At 48.4% G+C, this 26,813-nt stretch carries 28 protein-coding genes and 3 tRNA genes; 3 read left to right on the top strand and 28 right to left on the bottom strand.

Annotated elements, in window-relative coordinates; translation table 11 throughout:
- The 3 genes from BLQ99_RS14735 to BLQ99_RS04945 all read left to right on the top strand — a co-directional run.
- Window positions 1-277: IS30 family transposase (locus BLQ99_RS14735; protein WP_143005866.1), on the top strand; the 277-nt coding region annotated here is incomplete at its 5' end.
- A gap of 142 nt (window positions 278-419) precedes the next feature.
- Window positions 420-496, top strand: a tRNA-Pro gene (locus BLQ99_RS04950).
- An 11-nt stretch (window positions 497-507) separates the two neighbouring features.
- Window positions 508-583 (top strand) — tRNA-Gln (locus BLQ99_RS04945).
- Between the two features lie 55 nt (window positions 584-638).
- Here BLQ99_RS04945 and fusA read toward each other — a convergent pair.
- From fusA to BLQ99_RS04805, 28 genes are all read right to left on the bottom strand, one after another.
- Window positions 639-2,723 (bottom strand): elongation factor G, encoded by a 2,085-nt coding sequence (fusA, locus tag BLQ99_RS04940; protein WP_093688714.1) that lies wholly within the window; start codon window positions 2,721-2,723, stop codon window positions 639-641.
- A gap of 321 nt (window positions 2,724-3,044) precedes the next feature.
- Complete coding sequence (locus BLQ99_RS15415; RefSeq protein WP_071933999.1) at window positions 3,045-3,245, bottom strand: FmdB family zinc ribbon protein; 201 nt, start codon at window positions 3,243-3,245, stop codon at window positions 3,045-3,047.
- A 15-nt stretch (window positions 3,246-3,260) separates the two neighbouring features.
- Complete coding sequence (locus BLQ99_RS04930; RefSeq protein ID WP_093688712.1) at window positions 3,261-3,773, bottom strand: cob(I)yrinic acid a,c-diamide adenosyltransferase; 513 nt, start codon at window positions 3,771-3,773, stop codon at window positions 3,261-3,263.
- Between the two features lie 29 nt (window positions 3,774-3,802).
- Window positions 3,803-4,219 carry a nucleoside-diphosphate kinase gene (gene ndk / locus BLQ99_RS04925; RefSeq protein ID WP_093688710.1) on the bottom strand — a complete coding sequence of 139 codons (417 nt, stop codon included), beginning with the start codon at window positions 4,217-4,219 and terminating at the stop codon, window positions 3,803-3,805.
- 17 nt (window positions 4,220-4,236) lie between these two features.
- A complete protein-coding gene (locus BLQ99_RS04920; protein ID WP_093688708.1) occupies window positions 4,237-4,749 on the bottom strand; it encodes a gamma carbonic anhydrase family protein in 513 nt (170 codons plus the stop codon).
- Window positions 4,750-5,823, bottom strand: coding sequence for a M42 family metallopeptidase (locus BLQ99_RS04915; RefSeq protein WP_093688706.1), 1,074 nt, complete (start codon window positions 5,821-5,823; stop codon window positions 4,750-4,752).
- Between the two features lie 207 nt (window positions 5,824-6,030).
- Window positions 6,031-6,405, bottom strand: a complete 375-nt coding sequence (speD, locus tag BLQ99_RS04910; protein ID WP_093688704.1) for an adenosylmethionine decarboxylase — start codon at window positions 6,403-6,405, stop codon at window positions 6,031-6,033.
- Window positions 6,406-6,571: 166 nt separating this feature from the next.
- Window positions 6,572-7,438 (bottom strand): zinc metalloprotease HtpX, encoded by an 867-nt coding sequence (htpX, locus tag BLQ99_RS04905; protein WP_093688702.1) that lies wholly within the window; start codon window positions 7,436-7,438, stop codon window positions 6,572-6,574.
- A gap of 190 nt (window positions 7,439-7,628) precedes the next feature.
- Window positions 7,629-8,069, bottom strand: coding sequence for a type II toxin-antitoxin system RatA family toxin (locus BLQ99_RS04900; RefSeq protein ID WP_093688700.1), 441 nt, complete (start codon window positions 8,067-8,069; stop codon window positions 7,629-7,631).
- A 17-nt stretch (window positions 8,070-8,086) separates the two neighbouring features.
- Window positions 8,087-9,340 (bottom strand): aspartate aminotransferase family protein, encoded by a 1,254-nt coding sequence (locus tag BLQ99_RS04895; RefSeq protein WP_093688698.1) that lies wholly within the window; start codon window positions 9,338-9,340, stop codon window positions 8,087-8,089.
- Window positions 9,341-9,531: 191 nt separating this feature from the next.
- Window positions 9,532-10,602 carry a GNAT family N-acetyltransferase gene (locus tag BLQ99_RS04890; RefSeq protein WP_093688696.1) on the bottom strand — a complete coding sequence of 357 codons (1,071 nt, stop codon included), beginning with the start codon at window positions 10,600-10,602 and terminating at the stop codon, window positions 9,532-9,534.
- A 224-nt stretch (window positions 10,603-10,826) separates the two neighbouring features.
- Window positions 10,827-11,027, bottom strand: a complete 201-nt coding sequence (locus BLQ99_RS04885; RefSeq protein WP_093688694.1) for a hypothetical protein — start codon at window positions 11,025-11,027, stop codon at window positions 10,827-10,829.
- 150 nt (window positions 11,028-11,177) lie between these two features.
- A tRNA-Pro gene (locus tag BLQ99_RS04880) sits at window positions 11,178-11,254 on the bottom strand.
- Window positions 11,255-11,327: 73 nt separating this feature from the next.
- Window positions 11,328-12,245: a homoserine kinase gene (gene thrB, locus BLQ99_RS04875; RefSeq protein ID WP_093688692.1), complete on the bottom strand. Its 918-nt coding sequence runs from the start codon at window positions 12,243-12,245 to the stop codon at window positions 11,328-11,330.
- A 43-nt stretch (window positions 12,246-12,288) separates the two neighbouring features.
- Entirely contained in the window at window positions 12,289-13,587 is a 1,299-nt protein-coding gene (locus BLQ99_RS04870; protein WP_093688690.1) for a homoserine dehydrogenase, read from the bottom strand.
- Window positions 13,588-13,599: 12 nt separating this feature from the next.
- The gene (locus BLQ99_RS04865; protein WP_093688737.1) at window positions 13,600-14,046 is read right to left on the bottom strand and encodes an ACT domain-containing protein; all 447 of its coding nucleotides are present in this window, start codon (window positions 14,044-14,046) and stop codon (window positions 13,600-13,602) included.
- Between the two features lie 154 nt (window positions 14,047-14,200).
- Window positions 14,201-15,679: a stage IV sporulation protein A gene (gene spoIVA, locus BLQ99_RS04860; protein WP_093688688.1), complete on the bottom strand. Its 1,479-nt coding sequence runs from the start codon at window positions 15,677-15,679 to the stop codon at window positions 14,201-14,203.
- A 224-nt stretch (window positions 15,680-15,903) separates the two neighbouring features.
- On the bottom strand, window positions 15,904-16,941 hold the full coding sequence (locus BLQ99_RS04855; RefSeq protein WP_281240869.1) for an NAD(P)H-dependent glycerol-3-phosphate dehydrogenase: 1,038 nt from the start codon (window positions 16,939-16,941) through the stop codon (window positions 15,904-15,906).
- A 10-nt stretch (window positions 16,942-16,951) separates the two neighbouring features.
- Window positions 16,952-17,563 (bottom strand): glycerol-3-phosphate 1-O-acyltransferase PlsY, encoded by a 612-nt coding sequence (gene plsY, locus BLQ99_RS04850; protein ID WP_093688684.1) that lies wholly within the window; start codon window positions 17,561-17,563, stop codon window positions 16,952-16,954.
- 4 nt (window positions 17,564-17,567) lie between these two features.
- A complete protein-coding gene (der, locus tag BLQ99_RS04845) occupies window positions 17,568-18,890 on the bottom strand; it encodes a ribosome biogenesis GTPase Der (protein WP_093688682.1) in 1,323 nt (440 codons plus the stop codon).
- 27 nt (window positions 18,891-18,917) lie between these two features.
- Window positions 18,918-19,448, bottom strand: a complete 531-nt coding sequence (gene cobO, locus BLQ99_RS04840; RefSeq protein WP_245690266.1) for a cob(I)yrinic acid a,c-diamide adenosyltransferase — start codon at window positions 19,446-19,448, stop codon at window positions 18,918-18,920.
- A gap of 1 nt (window position 19,449) precedes the next feature.
- The gene (locus BLQ99_RS04835) at window positions 19,450-20,766 is read right to left on the bottom strand and encodes a DUF512 domain-containing protein (RefSeq protein ID WP_245690268.1); all 1,317 of its coding nucleotides are present in this window, start codon (window positions 20,764-20,766) and stop codon (window positions 19,450-19,452) included.
- 73 nt (window positions 20,767-20,839) lie between these two features.
- Window positions 20,840-21,286, bottom strand: coding sequence for a DUF3189 family protein (locus BLQ99_RS04830; protein ID WP_281240868.1), 447 nt, complete (start codon window positions 21,284-21,286; stop codon window positions 20,840-20,842).
- Window positions 21,287-21,291: 5 nt separating this feature from the next.
- Window positions 21,292-21,714 (bottom strand): hypothetical protein, encoded by a 423-nt coding sequence (locus BLQ99_RS04825; protein ID WP_093688676.1) that lies wholly within the window; start codon window positions 21,712-21,714, stop codon window positions 21,292-21,294.
- Window positions 21,711-22,877, bottom strand: coding sequence for a stage II sporulation protein P (gene spoIIP / locus BLQ99_RS04820; RefSeq protein WP_093688674.1), 1,167 nt, complete (start codon window positions 22,875-22,877; stop codon window positions 21,711-21,713). The genes BLQ99_RS04825 and spoIIP overlap by 4 nt, the downstream gene beginning before the upstream one ends.
- Window positions 22,870-23,628, bottom strand: a complete 759-nt coding sequence (locus BLQ99_RS04815; protein WP_093688672.1) for a DUF1614 domain-containing protein — start codon at window positions 23,626-23,628, stop codon at window positions 22,870-22,872. The genes spoIIP and BLQ99_RS04815 overlap by 8 nt, the downstream gene beginning before the upstream one ends.
- 89 nt (window positions 23,629-23,717) lie before the next feature.
- Window positions 23,718-24,782 carry a type 2 isopentenyl-diphosphate Delta-isomerase gene (gene fni / locus BLQ99_RS04810; RefSeq protein WP_093688670.1) on the bottom strand — a complete coding sequence of 355 codons (1,065 nt, stop codon included), beginning with the start codon at window positions 24,780-24,782 and terminating at the stop codon, window positions 23,718-23,720.
- A 12-nt stretch (window positions 24,783-24,794) separates the two neighbouring features.
- Window positions 24,795-26,759: a bifunctional 4-hydroxy-3-methylbut-2-enyl diphosphate reductase/30S ribosomal protein S1 gene (locus tag BLQ99_RS04805; RefSeq protein ID WP_093688668.1), complete on the bottom strand. Its 1,965-nt coding sequence runs from the start codon at window positions 26,757-26,759 to the stop codon at window positions 24,795-24,797.
- Between the last annotated feature and the right edge of the window lie 54 nt (window positions 26,760-26,813).

Genomic DNA, 26,813 nt, shown 5'->3' with positions numbered 1-26,813 from the left:
CGATAACGGGTCGGAGTTTGCCGAACTGGACGCATTTTTAAAGAGCCATAACACCAGCGTATACTTTGCTCATCCCTATTCTTCCTTTGAGAGAGGCACGAATGAACGCCATAACGGTCTCATCCGCCGATTTATCCCCAAAGGGACCAGCATAGCAGCTTTGGCTGCCTCTGTCATTCAGCGTATTCAGAATTGGTGTAATCATCTGCCTCGCAAAATACTCGGCTATAAAACTCCTCAGCAATGCTTTGACGAGGAACTGGCCCAAATTTCTTGATAGCCTCTTTATATACCGTTAATTTTACAGGGTGTTGCATTTGCTATTGCAATTTAGAAAAATTTTATAGAAAATAACAAAGCAGTGAATTTATGTTGACAATACGGCTTTTGTCATGTATACTTTAAAAATGTAAGTGCATCGGGACGTGGCTCAGTTTGGTAGAGCGTTCGGTTCGGGACCGAAAGGTCGCAGGTTCAAATCCTGTCGTCCCGACCATTTTTATCCATAGGGGCGTAGCCAAGTCGGTAAGGCACGGGACTTTGACTCCCGCATGCGTTGGTTCGAGTCCAGCCGCCCCTGCCAAATAAGAGAAAAGCAGAAATCCCTGATAAGGATCTCTGCTTTTCTTTTTATTTTACTACTCTTCTTCCGCTTTATCTTTTTTGGCGCTGGCAATAATGCCTTCGGCAATACGCTGCGGTACTTCCTCGTAATGGGAGAAACTCATATCAAAACTGCCGCGTCCTTGCGTCATCGAGCGCAAATCAATGGAATAGCGGAAAATTTCGGCCAGCGGTACTTGCGCCCTCACAACCCCCAAACCTTTGCCAATCGGCTCCATACCTAGAATACGGCCGCGGCGACTGTTAAAATCGCCGATTATGTCGCCCATATAGGCTTCGGGAACCGTTACTTCTACATTGTAGATTGGCTCGAGCAGGATGGGCTTAGCTTGAAGCGCACCTTTGCGCAGAGCCGCCGATGCAGCAATTTTAAAAGCCATTTCCGACGAGTCTACATCATGGTAAGACCCGTCAAAGAGGTTTACTTTAATATCCGTCATGGGGTAACCAGCAATTACGCCGCCAGCCATAGCCTCCCGGATGCCCTTCTCTACCGCAGGGAAATACTGTCTAGGAACGGCGCCGCCAAAAATGCTTTCAGTAAACTCGAAGCCGCCACCTTGCGGTAACGGTTCAATTTGAAGCCATACATGACCGTATTGCCCATGACCGCCGCTTTGTTTTTTGTGTTTATATTCAACTTTAACACTGGATCGAATGGTTTCACGGTAAGGGATTTTGGGATCGCTAAGTTTGACATCAACGCCGAACTTACGTTTCATCCGTTCGACAATTACGTCAAGATGCAGATCGCTCAAACCTCTGACTAGTAATTGATGCGTCTCGTTATTTTTCTCGAGCAGAAATGTTGCATCTTCATCCGCCATACGGCTCAGCGCGTTGGCCAGTTTATCTTCATCACCCTTGTTCTTAGGTTCTACGGCCATCATAAACATCGGCTTAGGATAATTAATCGGCTCAAAAACAATTGGTTTATCCTTGTCGCACAGCGAATCCCCTGTTTTTGTCTCTTGCATCTTGGCGACTACGACAATGTCGCCGGCATGGGCTACCGTTAAGCTATCTTGCTGTTTTCCGCGCATCGTAAAGATATTACCAATACGCTCCGTCTTGTCGCGCGTTACGTTATAAAGGGTGCTGTCCGGCTTGAGCATTCCGGAAAAGATGCGTATGAAACTAAGCCGGCCGACGAAGGGATCTGCAGTTGTTTTAAAGACTAATGCCGCAAACGGGTCGGAATGGGTTCTTTCTAACGTCTCTTTGCTTACAGGGTGAAAACCTTTTACCGATCTGACATTAGGAGCGGGCAGGTATGAAATGACAGCGTCCAGGAGTTGGTGGGTACCGATATTTTTGGCCGCCGAACCGCAGAAAACAGGGAAAACCTTGGCCTGAGCAATACCTTTCACCAAGCCTTGCTTAATTTCTTCTTCCGTTAGTTCTTCTCCTTCCAAGTATTTAGTCAGGAGGTCATCATCGCCTTCAGCGGCTGCCTCAATCAGCGCAAGGCGTGCTTCCTGAGCCCGCTCTTCAAGCTCGGCTGGAATGGGCACCTCTTCATACTTGGTACCCTGCGGATTCGCAGGCGCTAAGGCTTTCATAGAGATGAGGTCAATGAGACCTTTAAATGTGTCTTGCGAACCAATGGGCAGTTGTAGTGGCACTACCCCCTGGCCGAATTTATCTCGCATGACATTTAGGACGTTATCGAAGTCGGCGTTTTCTCTATCCATTTTGTTGATAAAGGCGATACGGGGCAAGCCGAGGTCGGCGGCATACTGCCAGACTTTTTCCGTTTCTACTTCCACGCCGGCTGCAGCACATAAAACAACGAGAACACTATCAACGGCGCGCAGCGAGCCTTTTACCTCCGAAACAAAATCAGCATAACCAGGAGTATCAAGGAAGTTGATTTTATGTTCCCGCCATTCACAAGGAGCTAAACTTGCGCTGATCGTAACTTTCCGTTTAATTTCTTCCGGCTCAAAGTCGGTAGTGGCGGAACCATCATCTACCCGGCCCATTCGGGAGATAGCGCCAGAACTAAACAAAAAAGCCTCCGTTAACGTCGTTTTACCCGCGCCTCCGTGTGCAACAATTCCCACATTTCTTAGCCTGTCACTTCTGTACTCTTTCAAACCGTGTCCCTCCTATACCCTATTTCCTGTCACACAAGTAATGCATCTGTGTGCAATGACTATTACTTCAGTTCTCTGCCAACTGTAAATTTTCCTGCTTTTCAGTTTATTTATAAAAAATTAATAACCGCCTATTCCAGGCGGTTATTAGTATTTCCCGGATTTTTAGCAATTTTTGCAAAATATGCGAAATAATTTCCTAAACGGTTTGGGTATGGACATAAAATAAACCTTGAGCTTCATTGTCCTCGCTCCTCCTGCACCACTATGTATGCTGAGCACTTGCTATAGTGTATGTCGGAGTAGAGCCATTTGTGTCTGCTATTTACAGGTGCTGCAAGATTTTCCCGAGCAGCCGGTGCATCCTCCACCGCTTCGTCCACCACTTACAAATTGTGAAAGAAGTTTCCGAACATCACTGCTCTGGCAAGATGGGCAGCGCACGGCGCCTTCCCAGTTTACCCGGCATAATTGGTCAAAACGGACGCCGCAGGCATTGCACTGGAATTCATAAATAGGCATCCTACCAACCTCCCTTTAAACCTCTTTTGCTTCTTCACTTTCTACGCGGGAAAGAACAAAACACAGATCAGACAGCCGGTTTAAGGCTACCAAAACATGTTCGTTTACACTTTCTTCTCTTGCCAAGCGCCACATCTGCCGCTCCGTCCGTCTGGCCACAGTGCGGGCTACATGCAGCGCCGCCGACCCGGGCGTGTCACCCGGTATCACAAACTTCGTCAAGGGCGGTAGCATTGCATCAAAACGGTCAATCATCTGTTCCAATTCCCGTACATGGGCATCGGTAATTCGGATACCTTTCTCGCCCAAACTGGCTACATCAGCCATTAGCTGCCACAGCATCCGCTGCATATCATAAATGGCTTGCTTCACTTCCTGTTTAAGACAAAGCGCCCGAGCCAGTCCTAGCGCAGCGTCTGTTTCATCAATACTGCCATAGGCTTCTACCCGCAGGCTATCTTTAGCAACCCGTTCACCCGTATATAGACTGGTATGGCCTTGATCTCCCGTTTTAGTATAAATTTTCATCTTTCTCCCTCTCTTCCAATTGGCTGCCGCTATTTCATTATTTCATGGGCAGCGAAAAAAAGATCAATTTCTCGCATAGCGCTGCTTGGACTGTCAGAGCCGTGAATAACATTGTTACCTACAGACAAAGCAAAATCGCCGCGTATCGTCCCTGGAGCAGCCCCAGCCGGATCGGTCGGCCCCATCATCATCCTCACTACCTTAACAGCGTTTTCCCCGCCCACAACCATCGCTACCAGCGGTCCGGAGGTAATGAAATCAATCAGGCCGTCAAAAAATGGCTTGCCTTGATGTTCAGCGTAATGAATATGAGCCTGCTCACGCGACAACGTCATCATCTTTAAGGCTAAAATGCGGAGCCCCCGTCGCTCAAAACGGCTGATGATTTCGCCACACAGCCCTCTGGCAACACCATCAGGCTTAATTAGCACAAGCGTCTTTTCCATAATTCTCACCCTGCTTTTTAACGTTCGTGGTGCAAAGATAATTCATGATAATGAATGGCCGATTGGCGGATAAACTGGATCTCCTCGTCGGCTACACTGCGCACTACCTTACCCGGTGAACCAACCACAAGCGATTTGGGCGGTATCTTTTTAAACTCCGTTAAGAGCGTACCCGCTCCAATAATACAATTCTCGCCGATTTCCACCCCATTAAGAATGATAGCACCCATGCCGATTAAGCAATTATCGGCAATAGTGCACCCATGCAGAATTACATTATGGCCTACGGTCACATAGTTGCCTACCACGCACGGGTGCCCATTCATTACATGCAGGGTGGAATTATCCTGAATATTTGTGTAGGCGCCAATTCGGATAAAATTGACGTCGCCCCGCAAAATGCTGTTATACCAGATACTGGCATTGGCGCCGATAGCAACATCGCCAATAACCTGCGCTCCTTTGGCGATAAGAACACTTGGTTCTATCTTGGGGAAAATATTTTTAAAAGGTAATATTCCTTCTGGCATTTATTTCACCAGTTCCTGGTATTTGTGCTGATCGAGCCGCTTAATTACAGTAACAAGAAGCTGAACGGCCGCGTCATAATCGTCACGGTGAACAATGCTGTTATGGCTGTGAATATAGCGAGTGGGAATGCTGAGCACCAGACTGGGCACACCTTGGGCATGAAGATGAATGCGGCCGGCGTCGGTTCCGCCGCCCTCGGTAAACTCCAGTTGGTAGGGAATATGATTTTGTTCGGCCACTTCCACAACAAAATCACGCAATCCAGTATGGGGAATGAGACTGGAATCATAGATGGAAATAGCCACTCCTTTGCCCAGTTTGCTGGACGCTTGATCGCTTGTTACACCCGGCGTATCTCCGGCCACACAAGTATCAACCGCAAAGGCAATGTCAGGATGAATGACGCCGGCACTGGTTTTAGCTCCTCTTAATCCCACTTCTTCCTGCACAGTACCTACACCATAAACGGTGTTGGCGTGCATCTCGTGCTGCAGCTTTTCTATGACCTCAGCCATAATAGCGCAACCGATTCGATTATCCCAGGCCTTGCCCATCAATAACCGCTCATTGGCCAAAGTAGTAAAAGGACTAAACGGAGTAACCGGATTGCCTGGCCGGACGCCAAACCGCTCTTTCGCCTCATTTTCATCCTCGGCACCAATATCGATGTACATATCTTTTTTCTGAACAACTTTTTTGCGTTCCTCAGGTGAAAGGATATGCGGCGGTTTACTGCCAATCACGCCGGGAATAGCGCCCTTGGTCGTATGAACAGTTACCCGTTGTCCGAGCATTACTTGTTCCCACCAGCCCCCCAGCGTAGTAAATTTCAGAAACCCCTCTTTAGTAATGTATTTGACCATAAAGCCAATTTCATCCATATGGGCGGCAATCATAATCTTAGGTGTTTCACTGCCACCACGCTTCTTAAAAATCACACTGCCTAAATTATCAGAACTGACTTCGGCAATACCACTGAGTTTTTGTGTTAGTAGGGTCCTTATGGGCTGCTCAAACCCGGATACCCCCGGCGCCTCGCTAATCTCCTTTAGCCAAGCTAAGGTCTTGTCCATGTTATCTACCTCCTGTCAAATTCGGAGTTAGTTTACGATTTAAATCTTATTCCTATTCCCGCAAGTACCATTATATGGTTAGACGAAGTCCTTGTCAAAAGCGGCCCAAATAAAAAAACTCCCCGTGTATACTTCGTAACACAGGAAGCTAAACGAATGCGCACTTCCACCATATTAAAGGGAGAATAAAAATCCCTCCTTAATGAATTAAGATACTTTTTGCGCAGTTACTTCTTTTAGTTGACCTCGTTTTACTTCACGGGCATCTACCTCGGCGGCCTCAAGTTTAGTAACCAGATGCTGACAGGCATCCCACGGATTGACGCGGTCGCCACAAGTAAATACGTCAACGGCGGCGTACCCCAACTCCGGCCAAGTATGGATGGCTAGGTGAGATTCCGAAATAACAACAACACCGCTGACACCCTGGGGACTAAACTTATGAAAAGCTACTTCCCGTACTTCCGCACCTGCTTCTAACGCAGCATTGACCATAATGTCTTCCACTTTTTTTACGTCGTTGAGAATGCTGGCATTGCATCCGTAAAACTCTGCTAAAATGTGACGACCTAAGGCGTTCAACTCATCTCATACCTCCTTCAAAATCAATCAAATAAATTTTAGCAAATTACCGGGGAAAGTCAATATATTGCCATTATATTCACCTGAAAAAAGCTAGCTTCTTCAGCTTTTTTCCACCCTGAATAAATCAGCAAAACCTCCTGGATATCCAGGAGGTTTTGCCTAATTACCTAATGCGTTTGGCCAACTCTTGAAGTCTTGCCACCCGCTGCGCCGTAGTCGGGTGGGTGCTAAACAAACTGACGAGCCAGTCGCCGCCGCTAAAGGGATTAACAATGAACAGGTGCGAGGTGGCAGGTGTAGCTTCCGGCATAATTCTGTGCTGGGCATAGTACTCGATTTTTTGGAGGGCACTTGCGAGGGCCAGGGGATTACCGGACACTAAAGCGCCTGTCTCATCAGCCTGATACTCACGGGACCGTGAAATTCCCAACTGAATGAGCGTTGCGGCAAGCGGGGCAAGCACAACGAGAAAGATAAACTCAACAATCCCGGCAATACCGTTGCCTTCTTCGTCATTGCTGCGGCCAAACCCCAGGAAAGCAGTCCACTGGGCAATGTTGGCAATCATCGTAATCACGCCGGCAATAGTGGCAACAACGGTACTGATAAGGGTATCCCGGTTTTTAATATGCGCAAGCTCATGGGCGATTACCCCTTCGAGCTCTTCGTAATTTAGAGCGCGCATTATGCCGGTCGTCACGGCAACCGCACCGTGCTCGGGGTCACGGCCGGTAGCAAAGGCATTTGGAACGTCAGTGTCAATAATATATACTTTGGGCATCGGTATTTTTGCCTTTTGCGCCAGGGCCGACACCATCCGGATCAGGTCGGGTGCCTCCTGATGTGTAACTTCGCGGGCTCCGTACATACTAAGTACGATTTTATCGCTGTACCAATAGCTGAAGAAATTCATTAATATAGAAACAACGAACATAACTGTCATGCCTTTGGTGCCGCCGAAGAAACTGCCCACGGCCAGCAGCAACCCGGTCAAGGCCGCCAACAAAATAGTTGTTTTAAGCGAATTCATTGATGTGCAACACCTCCGTTAGACAATAATAAGAGGCCGTTCCTTTTATATAATTATATACGTTAGCAAACCGATAAATTCTTGGCCTTAGCCGTTCCCTCCCACCGTCATATTTTAAGTTTAATTATAAGTAATTAACTTATAATTAACAATAGGCAATTATGCCATTGGAAGCTAAAAATTCACGATTTTATGGATTATTTTCCATTCTTTCTTTTATAGCCTTGAGCATATTTTCGCTATTGACCCGTACCTTCTTTTTCAAAATTGGGTTCAAAAGTCCGGCTATCATCGGTATACCGAATTCAAAGTCAACGGTTAGTTTAATCTCCGTACCTCCTGGAATATCGCTTAATATCCATTCGCCTTCAAACTTTTTAAGGTCGCCTTCGATTTGACGGTAAGCAATATGCATGTTTTCATCATCAAAAGTATCTACCTCAGTCCATTTTATAATTCGGCCGTCCACATTCGAAACCCAACGGGTAATAGTTGTATTATCTTTGCGTTCCAGTACTTCGACACTAACCAAGTCAGGCATAAATTCAGGGTATTTCTCCATATCCTTTAAAATAGGATATATTTTACTCTTATCGCAATTGACCGGCATGGTTACTTCTACATATGGCACGAGTAGGTCCTCCCCTCTTACAGATCTTCAATCATGTCGTGAGCCGTAGCCGCCGCCTTGGCAAAAGCGTCCACCACTTTGTCCACGGTCTCGCGGGAAATGGTTAGCGGCGGTTCAATACGGATGACTTTGGGATTGTTAAGTGTATAAGCTACAAGTACTCCTTGGGCAATGAGTTCGGCCATCATCAATCCGCCTACGCCTTCTTTCGTCAGTTCGATGCCAAGCATTAGGCCGCGCCCGCGTACTTCTTTGATGACATCGGTGTAATCGCCGGCTACCTGCCGCAGAGCGCCAATAAAATAATCACCCATCTCGGCCGCCCGTTCGGCCAACTTTTCTTCCTTGATAACCTGGATGGCAGCTACGGCCGCGCTGGCAGCCAGAGGGTTGCCGCCAAAAGTTGAAGTGTGCAGGAAAGGACTGGTAATATATTTTTCCCATACCGCCGGGCGGGCGGTAAAAGCGCCGATCGGCATTACTCCGCCGCCGAGCGCTTTTGCCGTTGTTATGATATCGGGCACTATGGCGTAATGATCGACAGCAAAAAGCCTGCCTGTTCGGCCAAGACCGGTCTGCACCTCGTCACAGATAAGCAAGGCACCATGCCGGTCGCATAGCCGACGCACGCCGGGCAGATAATCATCTGGTGGAACGATAATGCCTCCCTCACCTTGGATGGGCTCAACGATTACAGCAGCCGTATCGTTGTCAATGGCCTGCTCTAAAGCGACAAGATCACCAAAAGGAACATGAATAAAGCCGGTAAGAAGCGGTTTGAAGGGTTCGCGAAATAACTCCCGTCCTGTTGCGCTTAGAGCGCCAATCGTTTTGCCGTGGAAAGCATTGTGCGTAGCAATAATTTTTGTACGGCCGGTATGAATACGGGCCAGTTTCAACGCGCCTTCTACTGCTTCGGCGCCACTGTTGCCAAAAAAACTAAACTGGAGATCACCTGGGGTGATTTCAGCCAATAGTTCAGCAAGGTCGGCCATAGGTTTACTAAACAAGACTTTACTGGACAGCGGCATCATATCCAATTGCTTTTTTACCGCCTCCACTACTTTCGGATGGCGGTGTCCCAAACTGAATACCCCGTAGCCACCCAGACAGTCAATGTATTCTTTACCGTCTATATCGCGAATAATGGTGTCGTACGCTTCCCATTCTACCGTTGATAACCCCATAAAACGAAATAACCGAGCAACGGCAGGGTTGATATATTTCTCATATTTTTCGATAGTCTCACTAACAACCCGTTCCTTATCCATAAACCCACCTCCAGTTTTCGAATGGTATTATTTTCTATTTATAGCAAAAAAACTCCTCTTTTATACTTGGTGATATAGCTTAGGTATTGTCTTCCCAGAAAGTTAATTCCCCATAACAGTTGCCCGTATACTACGCACGGGATACTTGTCGGAAACTAGATAAAGTTTACACATCGCGTTTAACTGCTTTTTTACTCGCCTTCCGTAAGGGATAGCGTCTCGGGATGCGATTTACGTTTACGGGTGTGCGCTTTGGACACCGGATACACGACCACCTTAGCTTGCTCCGAAAAGGGCGGCCGGAACATAAGATAGTAAGTTTCTGTTTTTATAAAACCTAGCATTGCTAAAGTATGCTGTTTGCGAATATCGTCGTTATAAATAGTAGTTGTCACTACGCCTTCGCCAAACGAACTGAGCTGAGCTAGGGCCTGCTCCATTAATTCTGTCCGCAAATGTTCGTATGCAGGGTGTAACAGCACACTTACACTATGAATGCCTGCCTTAGGATAACTAAAAATTTCGAGAGAACCGACGATAGTTTCATCGCGTTCCAAGACATATTGGCCTATTTCGTTTCCCATCAGTTTGTTTTTTATCCAGCTAAGCGTTCGCGTAAATAAACTGGGGTTAAATTCTTTTATCTCCCGTTGAATACAACGCCTTATTCGGGCCGGGATACTAGCAAGATATAATTGATAAATTTCCCGCCAGTCTGTGTCCCGACGGACACGAAAGCCCGGCAGCTGGGTGCGAGCGGAGCTAGTCTTATCAATATTTTTTTCAAAATGGAGCACCTTAGCTTGATCGGTAAAACCCAGCCGTTTGTAAAGACAGTGGGCCGGATTTCCTTCCTTAACTTCCAAAATTATATCGTACTGCTGAGCATCGGCAACATTTTCCACCAGCTTGCGCAGCATTAAAGTTCCAAAACCGCGACCACGGTACTGCTTCCTAACGGCAATATAGTCTAAGTGCAGTTGGCGACGGTTAAGATAGGATACTTGGATAAAGCCGGCTACTTGTCCATCCATTCGGCAAACATAAATGTTGAATAAATTTTTGACCCAAGGTGAAACCCTGCTCAAAGGTAAAAGAAGATAATAAAACTGCCTGACACGGTGAATACGTTGGCGTATCCGTTTGACATGAATTTCATCACCAAAAGCAGCAGTGAAAATCTTCTCCAGGTCACTCAGGTCATGATAGCAAACCCGTTCCACGGTACAAGAACAAGGTCGGATTGTTTTATCGTTATCCATAGCGTTCTCCTATATCACGTTTTGCGCCGAAAAAGCCTCGGCATCTTGCTCATACCGGATAGCTCATAGCGCTTGAATATGATTATTTTTGTACGTTTTCCTTGGAAATATCCAATTCCCTGTTGTCGCCGCATCAATCAAATATCCGGTGTGCTTTTACACCGCAAAAAATCTCAAGCAGATTTCGTACGATAATGAAAAAACCGGCACAACAGCCGGTTTTTTCATTTATTATAATCGGGTTGCTCTTCTGTCAGTGATGTAAACACGTTACTTAAATCCCGCAGCACTAGGGGTTTTACGATCTGAACGGCCTGTCTTGATTGACTGTCTGACAAAAACCCGGTTATCACCAATGTCGCTACGGTACTATCCACTACCCAGGCCGCCAAATTTATCATACCATTCTGCAACTGACGTTCCAAGCGCCATTCCCCCTTGCCAAACAATCTACTTGACCAATATAACATAGCGATAGGGGGCAAAATTGTAGAATTATGCGCTAGGAACCCTTGTTTTCATCGACATTATTAGAAAAAGGCTTCGCGGTCCAAACCCGCAAAGCCTGAGATTATTGGTCGGAGCGACTGGACTTGAACCAGCGGCCTCCACCACCCCAAGATGGCGCTCTACCAAACTGAGCTACGCCCCGCCGTTATCATTTTGTCTGCCGGGACCAACCCTCCAACTCACAAAGATTATTATAATCCATTTTAAAATATATATCAAGTATTATCTTCTATAATTTTGGCCCCACTTTTATCCAAGTCTAGAAGCAGATAATGGGCTTTCACACCGTTCTCGGCAAAGGCGTGAACCATGGCTTCTCCGATTGCTGCCGGCGAATGTTGTGTAAAGGCGACGAGACAAGGGCCAGCGCCGCTAATCGCCGCGCCAAGCGCGCCTTGAGCCACTGCGGCGTCAAAAACCTGTTGCATTCCGGGAATGAGACGCTGCCGGTAAGGTTGATGAAGCCGGTCATCAATCACATAGCGGAAATAAGAAAGGTTGTTGGTACAAAGAGCACCAACCAACATCGCTGCCCGGCCAACATTAAATACGGCGTCGCGGTGCGGCACCGTCTTAGGAAGTACCTGGCGCGCTGCTTTTGTTGACAACCCGAATTCCGGCACGGCCACGACCATTGTGAAACCAGCAGCCGGATCAATGCGCAAGCATTGTACTTTGCCACACGCGACAATACTAACAGTAACACCGCCATACAGGGCAGGAGCGACATTATCAGGATGGCCTTCGATGCGAGTAGCCATTTCTAATAATTCTTCCATGCTCAGATTACTACCGGTCAGGGCGTTCGCAGCCGTAAGCCCGGCCACAATGGCGGCAGCGGAACTGCCAAGTCCGCGGGCCAAGGGTATACTGTTCTCCATGCGGATAAGAACACCGCACTGCTTAGCCCCGACCTCGCGGAAAACGGCTTGAACAGCCTGATAGGCGATGTTATACTCATTGTCCGGAATAATGCCGCTACCTTCCCCCTTTACTTCAATACAAACACCTGGCTGTTCGGTTAACGTTAACTCTAGATAATTGTAAATTGTGCCCGCCATCCCGACCGTGTCAAAACCTGGGCCGCAATTGGCAATAGTTCCGGGTACGCGAACTTTAACTGATTGTGCCATACGTATTCTCTCCGCTGCTTCTAATATGTTTCTGTTACTCTCTTTAATCGATTTCGCCCGTTTCTACGCGAATGACATTTTGTACTTTACTCACTATAGACATTCCCTCAATAGTATTGATAGCCAGCCGCAGACTGGCGTGAGATACCCGGTAGGTGATCAGTACTACTTCAGCCCAATTATCCACCTTGCGTTTTTGGATGACTGAATGCAAGCTAACCTGCTGAGCCCCAAAAGCACCGGCAATCGCAGCGAGCACGCCTGGTTTATCTTCCACTAACAAACGGATGTAATAGGGAGAAGCTGTCTGCTCAATGGGGCACAAGGGCTTTTGCTCATAGCAGGTGCAAAGAATGCGGCTGCTGACATGATGGCGGATGTCGCGCGCCACATCAATTACGTCCGCCACTACTGCACTAGCAGTAGGCATCTGTCCGGCGCCACGCCCGTAGAACATCGTTTCGCCAACTGCGTCACCACGCACATAAATGGCATTAAAGACGTCCTGTACCGCCGCAAGCGGGTGATGATGAGGAATAAAAGCAGGGTGAACACGAACGTCAATACCCTTGTCGGTTTCTTTCGCAACGGCAAGAAGTTTGAGAACATAGCCTAATTCGCACGCGTACTCAATATCTTCAGCGCCAATGGTAGTAATCCCTTCCACATAGACATCATCAACCGTGACCCGGGTCCCGAAAGCGATGGAAGCCAAAATCGCGATTTTACGAGCTGCATCCCACCCCCCCACATCAGCGGTAGGGTCTGCTTCGGCATAACCTGCGGCCTGGGCTTGGCGTAGCGCCGTAGCAAAGTCCAGGCCATGCTGAGTCATCTGGGTGAGCATATAATTCGTCGTACCGTTGACAATACCCATGACCTCGCTGATTTTATTGGCCGCCAAACATTGTTTGAGCGGTCTGATGATAGGAATACCACCGCCAACACTAGCCTCAAACAAAAAGTCTACATGGTTTGCTTCCGCCGCTGCGAACAATTCCCGGCCATACTTTGCAACAACATCTTTATTGGCCGTCACGACATGTTTTCTGCGGTTAAGGGCCTGTAAAATATAATCCTTCGCTGGTTGTTCACCGCCCATTACTTCTACTATAATATCTATATCGGCGTCGTCAATTACTGCTGTAACATCATAGACGAGCTGGTCGGGCAATAAACCCGGCCTTGGTTTTTCAGGATCGCGGACCAATACTTTTTTTATTCTCACCGGCGCTCCTACTTTGCGGGCAATATCCTGCGCATTGGCCGCCAAAAGTTTAACTACACCGGAGCCGACCGTTCCCATCCCCAGTAACCCTACTTGAATAACCTTCTCTCCCATCTTGGTTCCCCCTTATGCCTGCCCAAGAAGTTCCAGCCGCTTTACACCTTCGACCATGCGCAGTTTGTCCAGCAAAGCTTCCAAATCGACAGCAAGGTCAGCCGTTTCAATTGAGATAGTGGCGTTAGCCACACCTTGAAGAGGAATGCCTTGGTTAATAGTAAGAACACTGCCTCGATCGCCAGCAATCGTATTAAGAACTCTTGACAACACGCCCGGCTTATGTTCCAGTAGTAAGGCAATAGTCACGATTTTCTCCTTGCTGGCCTCATAGAACGGAAAAACAAAATCTTTATATTTATAATAGGCGCTGCGGCTAAGCCCCATCTTTTCAACAGCTTCGTTAATGGTTTTTGCTTCACCGCGCTTTAATAACTCCTTCACTTTAATTGTCTTTTTGATTGCTTCGGGCAAGATTTCCTCCCGGACAAGATAGAATGCCGACTTTTGCATTGTCACCATATTCTTTGCACTCCTTCCGTATTGCTGACACGGATAATTATCCTTTTATAGTAGACATTATACCGCAGGCTTATACAAATGACAAGATGGGATGAAAAATAAAAAGTCAGTCTAGATAGACTGACTGCTTTATTTTTCATCCTACTGGCTTTTAAAAAATAATGCAGATTAAGCCGCCGCTACCCTCGTTGACAACTTTTTGCAATGTTTCACGCAATTTGTTCTGTGCGTTTTCCGGCATACTGGTAAGTTTGTTTTGGATACTCTCACGCACCAAGGCATTTAGTGATTTACCAAATAGGTTGGTGCGCCAGATTTTTTCAGGTTCACCTTCAAATTCGCGCATGAGGTATTGGATAAGCTCTTCGCTTTGTTTTTCCGTTCCGATGATAGGCGATATTTCGGCTTGCACATCAGTCTTGATGATATGCAGCGAAGGCGCGCTTGCCCGCAGTTTTACGCCAAAACGGTTCCCGGTACGGATGATTTCGGGCTCTTCGAGCACCATTTCTTCGAGTTGCGGCGGTACAATACCGTAACCCGTTTGCCTAACCTGATCAAGGGCAGTTGCCAACTTGTCATATTCACGCTTAGCTACGGCCAGATCTTTCATGAGGCGCAGCAGGTGATGCTCACCGCCAATGGTAAAGCCGGTAAGCTCCTCAAGTACTTGGTAGAAAAGATCATTGCGAGTAGTCATCTCAATCACGGCAACGCCACTGCCAAGGTCCATATCGTGCAAGATAACATCAGCAACGAAATCATAGCTGGAAAGATCGTCAATAGCACGATCAATATCCCGCAGCCGCCGTACATAACCAACAACTTCTTTCACGGCGCCGTCAAACTTCACCCGCAACCAATGATCGCCGCCCAGTTCCTCTACCCACTTGGGCAACGTAATATTTACTTCCTTAACCGGGAATTCGTACAGCACTTCCTGGAGAATAGCGTAAATGTCGTCATGGTTTAATTGAGCGCAGTCAACGGGAATTACGGGTACATCATATTTGTTTTCCAGTTTTGCGACCAGTTCACGCGTTTCCTTGGCCGTAGGCTGATTGGTATTAAGGATTACCAGGAACGGCTTTTGCAGCTCTTTTAATTCGGCGATAACCCGCTCCTCAGCCGGTACATATTTGTCCCGGTCCAGGTCAGTGACAGAGCCGTCAGTGGTCACTACCAGACCGATGGTAGAATGTTCGGTAATAACTTTACGGGTTCCTACTTCTGCCGCTTCTTGAAACGGAATTTCGTGGTCAAACCACGGAGTCAATACCATCCGTGGGCCTTCCTCTTCTTCGTAGCCAAGGGCACCCTCAACAGTATAACCGACGCAATCAACGATGCGTACCCGTACCGTTACATTGTCTTTTACGGTGATTTCTACAGCTTCATTCGGAATGAATTTCGGCTCGGTTGTCATAATAGTCTTGCCGGCACCGCTTTGCGGAAGTTCATCCTTTGCCCGTTCTTTATCATATGGATCTGCGATGTTCGGCAGGACCATTGTCTCCATAAACCGTTTGATGAAGGTCGATTTGCCGGTGCGTACTGGGCCTACAACACCGATATAAATATCGCCGCCAGTACGTTCAGCGATGTCTCTGAACAAATCAAATTTTTCCATTGTTTCCCCTCCCCACTCTGTAATCTCTGATATCTTTGCGCATGCTGCCCACTACGACCTTAGTCATCCCTCCTTTAGCGGTAATACCGGACGGATGCAGACAATTGCCTCCAAAATGCGAGAAATGCTCAAATAATCATTATAAATATATGACATGCCGCAGAAGATATTACAAAAGAAAAGAGTATGGTAACTCCATACTCTTTTTTCCTTACCAAAAGTTTTCACTTTTGCCAAAGTATCCCGTGCGAGATTGCCACTTCTTCAATTTCATGGGTCTTGCCGCGTGTCATGAGTTCGAGAACTGCGTCGCGGGGCGGTTTCCCTTCATAGAGGATTCGATAAGTTTGTTCAGTGATTGGCATTACAATCCCGTAGCGTTGGGCCAATTTATAAGCGGCCAATGTTGAGCGAATTCCTTCCACCACCATGTTAGTTTCCGCCTGAATTTGTTGGACGCTTTTCCCCTGGGCAACCATAATTCCGGCACGGCGGTTACGACTATGACGGCTTGTACATGTCACCATCAAGTCGCCGATACCTGCTAGGCCAGCGAAAGTTAATGGCTTTGCGCCCATAGCCATTCCCAGACGGGCAATTTCGGCGAGCCCACGGGTCATAAGGGCGGCCTTGGCATTATCGCCAAATCCCAGCCCCTCGGCAATCCCTGCTCCCAGCGCAATGATATTCTTTAATGCCCCCCCCAGTTCAACGCCAATTACATCCGGGTTAGTATAAACACGGAAAAAGGGATTCATAAGAAGATCCTGCACCAATTCCGCCACTTCCTGTGAAGTAGCGGCCACTACCGACGCTGTAGGATGCCGCCTCCCGACTTCTTCAGCATGATTGGGGCCTGATAGGACGGCGATCGATTCAGCACATGCCGGAAGTTCCTCGGCGATGACCTCAGACATTCGTTTAAACGTACTTAATTCCAGCCCTTTAGCCGCCGAAACAATGATGCTTCCGCCGGCCAACGAAGTTTTGTTTAGCGCTGCCGCTGTTTCCCTCACGGCGTGGGAAGGAGTAACCACAAAAATGAAACGAGCACCGGCAACAGCCTGTTTCAGATCGCTAGTAACAACGACAGAAGCCGGCAACAACACTCCAGGCAAGTAAGCAGTGTTTTCCCGTGTTCGGTTTAGTTCTTCGGCCAACCGGTTGCTGCGCGCCCACAACACTACCTCATGGCCATTTTCACCCAGGAGCCCCGCCAGCGCAGTACCCCAACTTCCGGCCCCGATAACCGCAACTTTCATCAATGGTAACTCACTTCTCCTTGTTAGTTTTACTGCCACCGGCTTTAATTTTTAATTCTTCGCCCTTGAGCAGCCGCTCAATATTCGGTTTGTGCCGAACAATTACAAAAATGGCGGCAACAATGCCAAAATACAAGAACTCCTTCTGCTCACCAAATCCCCACATCAGCAGGGGTACTAAAGCGGCGGCCACAATAGAGCCGAGAGATACATAGCGGGTAAAATACACTATAAGCGCCCAAACACTAAAAACGATAACCGTGATCTTAGGAACAATGACGGCAATAACGCCTAAGCCGGTAGCAACACCCCGACCGCCTTTAAAATTCAAAAAAACAGACCAGTTATGCCCGGCAATGGCGGCAATGCCGCCAGCCAGCAGAGCCAGCGGTGTTCCCACAAAATACTGTCCGAGATATACGCCGGCTACGCCTTTGGCCAAGTCGGTCAATAACACCCAAAAGGCGGGCCACGGTCCCAGAACGCGATACACGTTGGTAGCGCCTATATTCTTACTGCCAAATTGCCGAACATCCACACCACACATCAGTTTACCGACAATTAAACCGTTCGGGATTGATCCAATTAGATAGCTTAGTGCAATGACCCAAAAATACTGCATTGACTCACTCCTCTTCTTTACGCCCGCGCACAACTAACCTAAGTGGCGTGCCTTCAAAACCAAAAGCTTCCCGTAATTTGTTTTCCAGATAGCGAAGGTAGGAGAAGTGCATGATTTCCGGTTCATTAACAAAAAAGATAAAAGTAGGTGGTTTTACTTCAGCTTGGGTAGTGTAGAAAATTTTTAATCGTGTTCCTTTATCCGTAGGCGGAGGATTAATACGGATAGCGTCTTCGATCACCTGATTGAGAACACTTGTCTGCACACGCATAGCATGCTGCTCAGCCACGAACTTTACCAATTCTGCAATCCGATGTACGCGCTGTTTGGTAAGGGCGGAAGTGAACAAAATAGGCGCATACTGTATAAAGGCCATTTCGCTGCGGATGTTCTCTGTATAGCGCAGAGCGGTTTTGCTGTCTTTTTCAATCAAATCCCACTTGTTGACGACAATGATAATACCCCGCCCCGCTTCATGGGCATAACCGGCAATCTTCTTATCTTGTTCGGTAACACCTTCCACCGCGTCAATAACCATAAGAACAACGTCAGCCCGTTCCACGGCTCGCAGCGAACGGATAACGCTGTATCGTTCCACCGGCTGATTGATGCGCGCTTTGCGCCGCATGCCTGCTGTGTCAATGAGGATAAATTTTGTACCGTCTTTTTCAAAATAGGTATCAATTGCGTCGCGCGTGGTCCCCGGTATGTCGCTGACAATTACCCGCTCTTCGCCCAGCAGGGCATTTACCAGTGAAGATTTCCCCACATTCGGCCGCCCGATAAATGCGACCCTGATGACATCATTGTCTTCCTCGGCGTTCCCTGTTTGCGGGAGGAGTTCAATTACCCTGTCCAGCAGGTCACCAATGCTGAGGGCGTTAGTAGCCGAAATGGCAATCGGATCACCTAAGCCAAGGTTGTAGAACTCATAAACAGCCGGTTCATCCTTGGGACTGTCAATCTTATTTACTGTCAAAATAACCGGTTTGCGAGTAGAACGCAGCATCGCCGCTACTTCTTCATCCGCTGTTGTTATACCTGTTTTACCATCAACCACAAAGATAATAACATCAGCCTCTTCAATGGCTAATTGGGCTTGATGGCGGGTAGCGGAAAGTATGCGGTCAGTAGTCTCAATTTCTATACCGCCGGTATCAATCATGGTAAATTCCCGGCCCAACCACTCGGCATCCATATATATCCGGTCACGGGTAACGCCAGGTATATCCTCGACAATAGATACCCGCTTCTTGGCAATAAAATTAAACAGAGTGGACTTGCCCACATTAGGGCGGCCCACGATCGCGACAATAGGTTTACTCACTGTCATCACCTTTTGAAATTTAGTTTGCTAATAATCGATTCCTTGCCGAGCCTCAACGCCCTGAGAATAGGGGTGGCGCACCTCGCACATTTCCGTTACCAAGTCGGCAATGGCGATAATTTCGGCGGGAGCGTATCTGCCGGTCAACAATATTTCCGTCTCGCCCTTGATTTCTTGCAAGAAGGAAACAACCTCCCGCGTGTCCACTAGTCCACAGGCCATTGCGACATTGATTTCATCCAAAATAACAATATTGTATTCACGGGAGCGGAGTACGGACTTGGCCAGCTCCCAGCCGTCACGGGCCAATTGGATATCAATAGACTCCGGATTTTTCAAATTCACAAACTCGTTGCGGCCAACAGGAATAATTTTAAATCCTGGCAGCAAATGAGCAGCTTTCATCTCCCCATAATCCGGATTATTCTTCATAAACTGGAACATACATACTTTAAACCCATGACCGCAGGCCCGGAGCGCCAACCCCAGGCTAGCAGTAGTTTTTCCCTTGCCATTGCCAGTATATACCTGAATTAAACCGAGTGATGTTTTCATCATTTTACCTCCAAGCCGTAAGCAAGTGATGCAGGTCTTTGGCAAAATAGGCCGTTCGTACCGTAGCCCCCAGTTCCTGCGCCAAATTATCGGGGGTTAGGTCATCCAAAAAAACAGCTTCGCCTTTCCTTAGCGCCACGCCGGGGATAATAACACCGGTACGCGGTCCAGGGAGTCTGCGCAGGGCAGCCAGAATGTCCTGTCCGGTCAAAAGACCGGTTACCGTGACACTTGGTCCGAAAAAATTGTTTTCTACAGCCACGACCCTGGTATTCAGGTTAGGAATTTTTAGGTCTGCCAGCAGCGGCTCGATAATTTTGGCGGCTGAAACACCGCATACTACATCAATATAATGTTTTTCGGAATAAGCCACCCCGTCCGCTGTCTGTTGTTCCCATTCGGCTAAAAACATGCGAACAATCCCGACGCCATTTTCTAATTGGGGAAAATCGCCATATACGTCATACTTCGGGATGGGATGGCCGGCAGCAACATAAAATTCATCAGCCAAATAGACAAATGCTGTCCCCCATTGCTGCTGGAAGCGACGCTGCCAATGATGGACAGTGTTAATAATGACAGCCGCTTGATCCGCAGTGAAGGATTTAAGGGGATAACAACCTTCGCGAAAGCGGGTCAATCCCACCGGAACTATGGCTAGCGACAGAACATGCGGATATAGTTCGGCTAAATCGGCAATGGTTTTCTCCAGAATAGGCCCGTCATTGATACTAGGGCACAACACCACCTGGGTATGAAGTTCTACGCCTGCGTCAATAAGATCGCGGAGCTGCTGCATGATTTGACCGGCCCGCTTATTGCCCAGCATTTTCTGCCGCACTTCTCCATCTGTCGCATGCACAGAGACGTAAAGGGGAGACAAATGAAGCCGGCGAATGCGTTCAAGATCGCGAGGTCCTAAATTAGTCAGCGTAATAAAATTACCGTAAAGAAAAGATAGGCGATAATCGTCATCCTTTACATAGAGACTGTCACGCATTCCTGGCGGCATTTGATCGACAAAACAAAAAATGCAGCGGTTGGCGCAACGGCGCACCTGGTCAAAAACAGCGCTTTCAAACTCTATACCAAGATCTTCGTCATAATTTTTTTCGATTTCAATAATTTCCTGTTCACCATTTGCCTTTTCTATCAGTAGTTCAACCATTTCCTCGGCCAGTGCAAAACTAAGATCGATAATATCCTGCACCGGTTTTCCATTTACCGCGAGCAGGCGATCGCCGGGTGCAAGTTCCAATTCGCTTGCAATACTGTTCGGCAGTACCCTGGCAATAATGCCTTTAAATGCCAAAATTCTCACCTCTGCTTTTATATTCAGTATGCCTCGGCCATTCTCCTGCAAATAAACAAAAGGAGTGATGAGGCTATTTGCATCACTCCAATCGGCGCTTGACATTTTCCACCAGTTCTACAAATTGTGGATAGCAACGCTGAATCCCCCATATCGACATAGACCGTCCCAGGTTGGTCAGACAGTAACGTTTTGACAGCAACCCGCCTAATTTGGTAGAAAAAGTGATAAGTGGAAAAGCGTCCTGTAGAATGTATTTACCGTCATGAATACCCACTACGGTTAAAATCGTGCGAATCATGTTATCGATCTGCTGCCGCTGGTTACACAAGCCCATGAAATAGACACTGTTCCCACGCGCATCTTCCCCCATCAGATAAGGCTGACCGATAAGTTCCGGCAAAGTCCTGTCATAATAAGGTATCGCCAGAAACTCCTCATGACTAGGTATCCTATCGGTCGGCAGCAGACCGCAATGAATGGCGGACGCCACAACCGAAGCATGGGCGCCAGCAAAACAGTAATAGATTATAATCAGATAGCATCACCCTGTCGCCTGCCAAGACAGGCGCCCCACAAAACTTCAGACACTTCCTGTAAATATGCTGGTCCAAAAATAGACGGAAACCACTCAGCCAGGTACTTCCTTAACACCGACATCAATCCTTTGCCGGAGCGGCAAGAGCAAAGATGGTCGACATTAATGAGTTTAATGTCGACCGAAAATATCTGCGCAATTCCTTGCACGGCCCGACAGTAAATTCCGCCATAAGAACCATACGCCAGACAGCAGACAATATTGCCATTACTGTCCGTTCCGATAATAGTAAAGGGCTGAATATTCTGCTGAAGTTTAGCGCGGCGCAAAATAAGCCCAACGTCCTGTTCGCGGCCAAGATGCAAATAACATGCCACTAGCGGCAGCAGTTGTCGTCGCCCATGGTATATGATAATCACTTGGGGTTGCTGTCATCCCTGTCATTAGGATTATTTCTTCTTTTGCCTTTGAGCCGAGGGCCTAGGAAGTTGGCAAATTCTGAAGAGGTAAATTGCTTAAGCTTGGCGCCTGCTTCCTTAAAACCACCGGTACTTAGAAACAGGAAGGCCGCTCCGCCAACTACTAATAATCCTAAAATCCAACCTATTGACTTACTGGCTCCGGACGGTCCGGTGGCAGCAGTTCCTAATCCTGCTGCGCCATTAGTAGCTTGCGGACCGGGAGCGGTCTTGCCCAAAACGGTTGGCACGACGTCGGCAAAAAGGGCAATTCCTTTTTCCGCCGAATCGCGGGTATTGGTATGAGCACCGACTTCGAGCAGCATCGCCCGCGGATGGAGATCCTGATTGTAGTCGCCACCCTTTGCAAAGAATATACCTTTAACTAGGCCGGGATGCTGCTTATCTGCCGCAGCCTTGATCTGCAATGCATAATCCTCAATCTGTTTGCCCGTAGGTCCGTATTTACCCACAACTAACTGTACTTTGCTAATTTCTTGACCCGATACGTTTGCCTTATAAACTTCTGCGGGAACAGCATCGCGGTGAATGTCAAAAATAGCATCCGGCTGCTGCTTCAGTAGATCCAGTACTGTCCGACGGGAACGCTCATAAGCCATATCGTCATGCGGATCATGTTTGGCCTGCGAATGGATAGCATCGAACCCTTTGGTTTTTAGCGCTTGAGCAAATGAGTCGCCAACCTTGTAAATACCACCAGCGCCAACTTTACTCTCCGTACCGTCCGTTGGTACATAGGATTCATCGGAATGGGTATGATAGATAGCCACTTTTCCGCCTTGGGCTCTGGCAACACGCGGCTGCAACAACCCTTCAAACATAGCTATGGCACCACCTGGCGGCGTGTATTGAGCAAGGTTCACCTGGCCGATCAAGCGCGCGCGGGCGGTGTCGCCTTCGATTTGATATACTTCATAACGCTTGTTATCAGCCGTGAGACATTGATCACCCACCCTGACTTTCCAACCGGTATAATAAACAGGGGTTCCCTGTTCGTCCACAATAGTATAATATCCCCCGTCATTACGCTCATGAGCAAAAGCATCTCCGCTAAAAACAATGCCAATGACCAAAATTAGCACGCAAACTAACAGTCTATTCACTGTCGTCACCCCTATTCTTGCGGGCCTTGTCATTGTTTGAAGAAGCTGGTGGCTTGACCGCTGCCTTCCGGCTATCTCTTTCGGTTAGCTCTTTGCTAAATTCGTAGAGTCCCTCTGGGCGGTGAGGGCCAAGCACCGGGCCGCCCTGAAGCTTTTCCCGCGTTTCCCCCACAAGTTCGGCCACCATGACGCCGACAAGACCGGCGATAATGGTCACATCAAAAGCGCCGGCGCCGCCGATATCCGTTGTCCCTGGGATACCGGCACTAATCAGGGTAAGCATATGGACAATATCGCTTAAAATAATGCCAAGCACGCCGCCGATAAATGCGCTTCGCCGTGAACGACCTGCCAGATAGGCAATAAGACCAGCCGAAATGCCATAAATCAATTTGGGATCCAAAAACATGGTTTCCGGCTCGTAGGGCAGGTAACGCGACCCAAGCCATACAGCGCCTGCTACGAGTAGTGCGGCGAAAACTGCTCTTACCCGTTCGGCCGGCTCATCGGCTTTGGTAATGAGCCATATGGACAATAGGGCTGGCAGCACCGCGCCACCCACATTCACGCTTACTTCAACCGGTGTAGTCATCAGCGGTATGTCGATAAAACTACCGATAACGATGCCGGCGATAAACAAAAGGGCTTGTTTGTCAGTCATTCGCATCCGATCCAAAATGCGCTGCGCACAGCCAAAATAGACCAGCACTCCGATTACCAATAGAATAATCATGCCTATTGGCAAACTCATATCTTTCACCTCATCACGCTTGGATTAAAATATCTGCTAACCTAGCTTATCCTATTTCCCGAAAATCATGCAAAAAAGCATGGCTTTTGTCAGCCATGCTTTTTGCGTTGCCCATATATCTTAATGTCAAAACCACGGCATTCCAGCCATTCGCGGCTAAACCCGGTGACAACAAACGGCGCAGCGGCGCAGTCACCTACCGTCCGGACGCCAAGCAAGAGCAGCAGCCGTTTCATATCCGTAAGAAAACGTTCGAACCAGGCAACGGTCTGCTCCATTCCTTGCTCGGTAAGCATTTTGATTAAAGGTGAAGCTATGCCGACAGCCGCGCCACCAATAACCAACCCTTTTACTGCTGCGGTAGGCGTACGAACTCCCCCTGAAACTACCAGGTCTACGCCTTTTGGCAAGACAGACGCCACTTCGATGGCACTAACGACTGTCGGTATGCCCCAAACGAGAAAATCATCGGCTAAAGCAGTCGCCGTTCGGGCTGCTTCTATGGCTATAAAGTTGGTTCCGCCGGCCCCGCCTACGTCAATGGCCCGGACCCCGGCGAGCGTCAACTGGGTTGCCTGCTCACGGGCAATGCCGCAGCCCACCTCTTTAACAATTACCGGTACCTTTACAGCCGCAACAATGGCAGCTATATTTTCCAGGTAACCGGAAAAGCGCCGTTCTCCTTCAGCCATAATAATTTCCTGGGCGGCATTGAGGTGGATTTGGATAGCATCGGCCCCAATCATTTCTATGGCCAACCTAGCCTGCTCCGGCGTGGCGTGCGCACCGAGATTGGCAAAGACAATACCGTCCGGATTGATTTTGCGGACAATCTCATAAGACCCTTTAACTTCCGGATATTCAAAGGCAGCGTACTGGGAGCCGACCGCCATCGCCGTTCCGGTCCGTCGGGCAAAATCCGCTAATGCGGCGTTAATGCGCGTCACTTCTTCCGCACCGCCGGTAATGGCATTGACAATGATTGGGTGCCGCAGCGGCAGCCCTGCCAGCGAACTGGAAAGGTCAATATCGCCCCAGTCCAGTTCGGGCAGACAATTATGAATAAGCTTAATATCTTCAAAGCCACTGGATGTCGGCCCGTCGGCAACGGTCATAGCATATCTCAGGTGGTCTAATTTACGGGATTTGCGCATGTAGTTCCTCTATTACTTGCGGCCAAAAAGGTGGCCAAACTTTTCGCCAATTGTCATGCCAAACGTATCCGCTTTCTGGCTAAGAAACCGTTGATAATCAGCCCGCTCGGCATCCTGCTGAGCCTGGGCAATGCTCAGGGCAATACGTTTGTTTTCCTTATCAATGCCTAGAATTTTTACCGTTACCGTCTGACCAGCCGTTACAACCTCCTGGGCACTGGCAACCCGACGGTCGGCTAGTTCGGAAAGATGAACAAGGCCTTCAACGCCAGGCTTTACTTCCACAAAGGCGCCAAACTTGGCAAGTTTGGTGACTTTACCGGCAACCGTCATGCCCTCACGCAGTTCTTCCACTGCATCATACCAGGGATCACGCTGCACCCGCTTGAGACTGAGAGAAATGCGTTTGGCCTTAGGGTCGACTTTTTGGACGAAAACTTGCACCTGGTCGCCTATATTTACTACTTCCCTGGGGTCCTTGATCCGATGCCAGGACAAATCAGATATGTGAATAAGACCGTCGACACCGCCTAAATCGACAAAAACGCCAAAATCGGTGATGCGGCTTACCGTTCCGGTAACGATCTGCCCTTCCTCTAACCTGGCAAATAGCTCCTCAGTCCGACGCTGCTGCTCCTGTTCCAAAACTTTCCGGCGTGACAGCACGATCTTTTGTTTGGCCTGGTCAATTTCGATGGGCAGCAATTCTAAGGTTTGGCCCACATAAGGGGTTAAATCCGCTACATGCTGCACGGCCACCTGCGATGCCGGTACAAATCCGCGGACACCGTATACAGACACTGCAAGGCCGCCTTTAACAACCGCCGTTACTTTGCCTGTAACCGTCTCATTCGCTTGCGCTGCCGCCTGTAGTTTCTCCCAGGCAACAATATTATCTGCTTTAATTTTCGAAAGCTTGACCGGACCGTCATTGTCCTCAGGCGCCAACACATAAACATCGATTTCATCGCCTTCGCTAACGACGTCAGACGCATTTTCCGGCATAGGGTAGGCGAGCTCGGTCAAGGGAATTACCCCCTCGCCTTTATGACCAATATCAACAAAGACCTCGTCTTTACGAACGCCAACGACCCTGCCTTTTAAAATAACACCCGGTTCAAGCGGCTTCATATCTTGATGCAACAGTTGGTCAAATTCTTGCATTTTTGAATATACCTCCTCTATAATCCAGTCTGGTGTCGACGCGCCGGCCGTAAGTCCTACCGCTTGCACGCCGGTAAACCAGTCCATTTTCAATTCCTGCGCCGTTTCCACATGGTACGTCGGACAACCTTGAAGACGGCAGAGTTCTGCCAGTCGAGAAGTATTGGCGCTATTTTTTCCCCCGACCACGACCATTACGTCGACCTTGCGGGCCAGCTCGACCGCCGCCTGTTGCCGCTGGTCGGTAGCAACGCAAATGGTGCGGCTGACCTCAATCTCCAGACATTTCGTCTTTAGAATATCCACAATGGCATTGAATTGATCGCTGGCAAAAGTAGTCTGCACCACTACGCCAAGCCGTTCGTAAAAAGGAAGGTTTTGGGCATCAGCCGCGGTTTCCACCACTGCTACCCTCTCTCCTGCCCAAGCGACGATACTCTTGACTTCGGGATGGTTAGGCTCTCCTACCACCACTATGTAGTAACCTTTTTCCGCTAGTTGACGGGCCGCCTGTTGCGCCTTCCTGACATGCGGGCAGGTAGCGTCCACAATTTCCAGGCCGCGAGCTTTAGCCTGGTCATACACCTCGGGCCCCACGCCATGGGAACGGATAATTACCCGGCCGGCAGGAATTTGATCAAGGTCATTTGCCATGGCCACCCCCTGCTCAGCCAATCGCTGCACTAACTGCGGATTATGAATAATCGGTCCAAGCGTATAGGCGGGTCCCTGTCCTATGCAGGTATTGGCTGTTTCAACTGCCCGTTTTACGCCGTAACAAAAACCGCGGTGTTCTGCAAGAATGATTTTCATGTTTACCCCCTGCGCGCTTTTTTACTTATGTTGCTATTCGCCGATATTTAATAG

This window comes from Sporolituus thermophilus DSM 23256, from assembly GCF_900102435.1.
In the GTDB taxonomy this organism is placed as follows: domain Bacteria; phylum Bacillota; class Negativicutes; order Sporomusales; family Thermosinaceae; genus Thermosinus; species Thermosinus thermophilus.
This window is presented reverse-complemented; position numbering and strand designations above follow the sequence as displayed.

Bases quoted from the DNA above. Each gene is read 5' to 3' on its own strand.
- cobO (WP_245690266.1), bottom strand. From the start codon at position 19,448: ATGATGAAAACATCACTCGGTTTAATTCAGGTATATACTGGCAATGGC.
- fni (WP_093688670.1), bottom strand. From the start codon at position 24,782: ATGCGCAAATCCCGTAAATTAGACCACCTGAGATATGCTATGACCGTT.
- BLQ99_RS04855 (WP_281240869.1), bottom strand. From the start codon at position 16,941: ATGAAAGTTGCGGTTATCGGGGCCGGAAGTTGGGGTACTGCGCTGGCG.
- BLQ99_RS04915 (WP_093688706.1), bottom strand. From the start codon at position 5,823: ATGGACAAGACCTTAGCTTGGCTAAAGGAGATTAGCGAGGCGCCGGGG.
- BLQ99_RS04815 (WP_093688672.1), bottom strand. From the start codon at position 23,628: ATGAGTTTGCCAATAGGCATGATTATTCTATTGGTAATCGGAGTGCTG.
- BLQ99_RS04870 (WP_093688690.1), bottom strand. From the start codon at position 13,587: ATGGGAGAGAAGGTTATTCAAGTAGGGTTACTGGGGATGGGAACGGTC.
- BLQ99_RS04930 (WP_093688712.1), bottom strand. From the start codon at position 3,773: ATGAAAATTTATACTAAAACGGGAGATCAAGGCCATACCAGTCTATAT.
- htpX (WP_093688702.1), bottom strand. From the start codon at position 7,438: ATGAATTCGCTTAAAACAACTATTTTGTTGGCGGCCTTGACCGGGTTG.
- plsY (WP_093688684.1), bottom strand. From the start codon at position 17,563: ATGCAGTATTTTTGGGTCATTGCACTAAGCTATCTAATTGGATCAATC.
- ndk (WP_093688710.1), bottom strand. From the start codon at position 4,219: ATGGAAAAGACGCTTGTGCTAATTAAGCCTGATGGTGTTGCCAGAGGG.
- BLQ99_RS04920 (WP_093688708.1), bottom strand. From the start codon at position 4,749: ATGCCAGAAGGAATATTACCTTTTAAAAATATTTTCCCCAAGATAGAA.
- spoIVA (WP_093688688.1), bottom strand. From the start codon at position 15,679: ATGGAAAAATTTGATTTGTTCAGAGACATCGCTGAACGTACTGGCGGC.
- BLQ99_RS04890 (WP_093688696.1), bottom strand. From the start codon at position 10,602: ATGGATAACGATAAAACAATCCGACCTTGTTCTTGTACCGTGGAACGG.
- BLQ99_RS04805 (WP_093688668.1), bottom strand. From the start codon at position 26,759: ATGAAAATCATTCTTGCAGAACACCGCGGTTTTTGTTACGGCGTAAAA.
- thrB (WP_093688692.1), bottom strand. From the start codon at position 12,245: ATGGCACAATCAGTTAAAGTTCGCGTACCCGGAACTATTGCCAATTGC.
- BLQ99_RS15415 (WP_071933999.1), bottom strand. From the start codon at position 3,245: ATGCCTATTTATGAATTCCAGTGCAATGCCTGCGGCGTCCGTTTTGAC.
- BLQ99_RS04895 (WP_093688698.1), bottom strand. From the start codon at position 9,340: ATGGATAAGGAACGGGTTGTTAGTGAGACTATCGAAAAATATGAGAAA.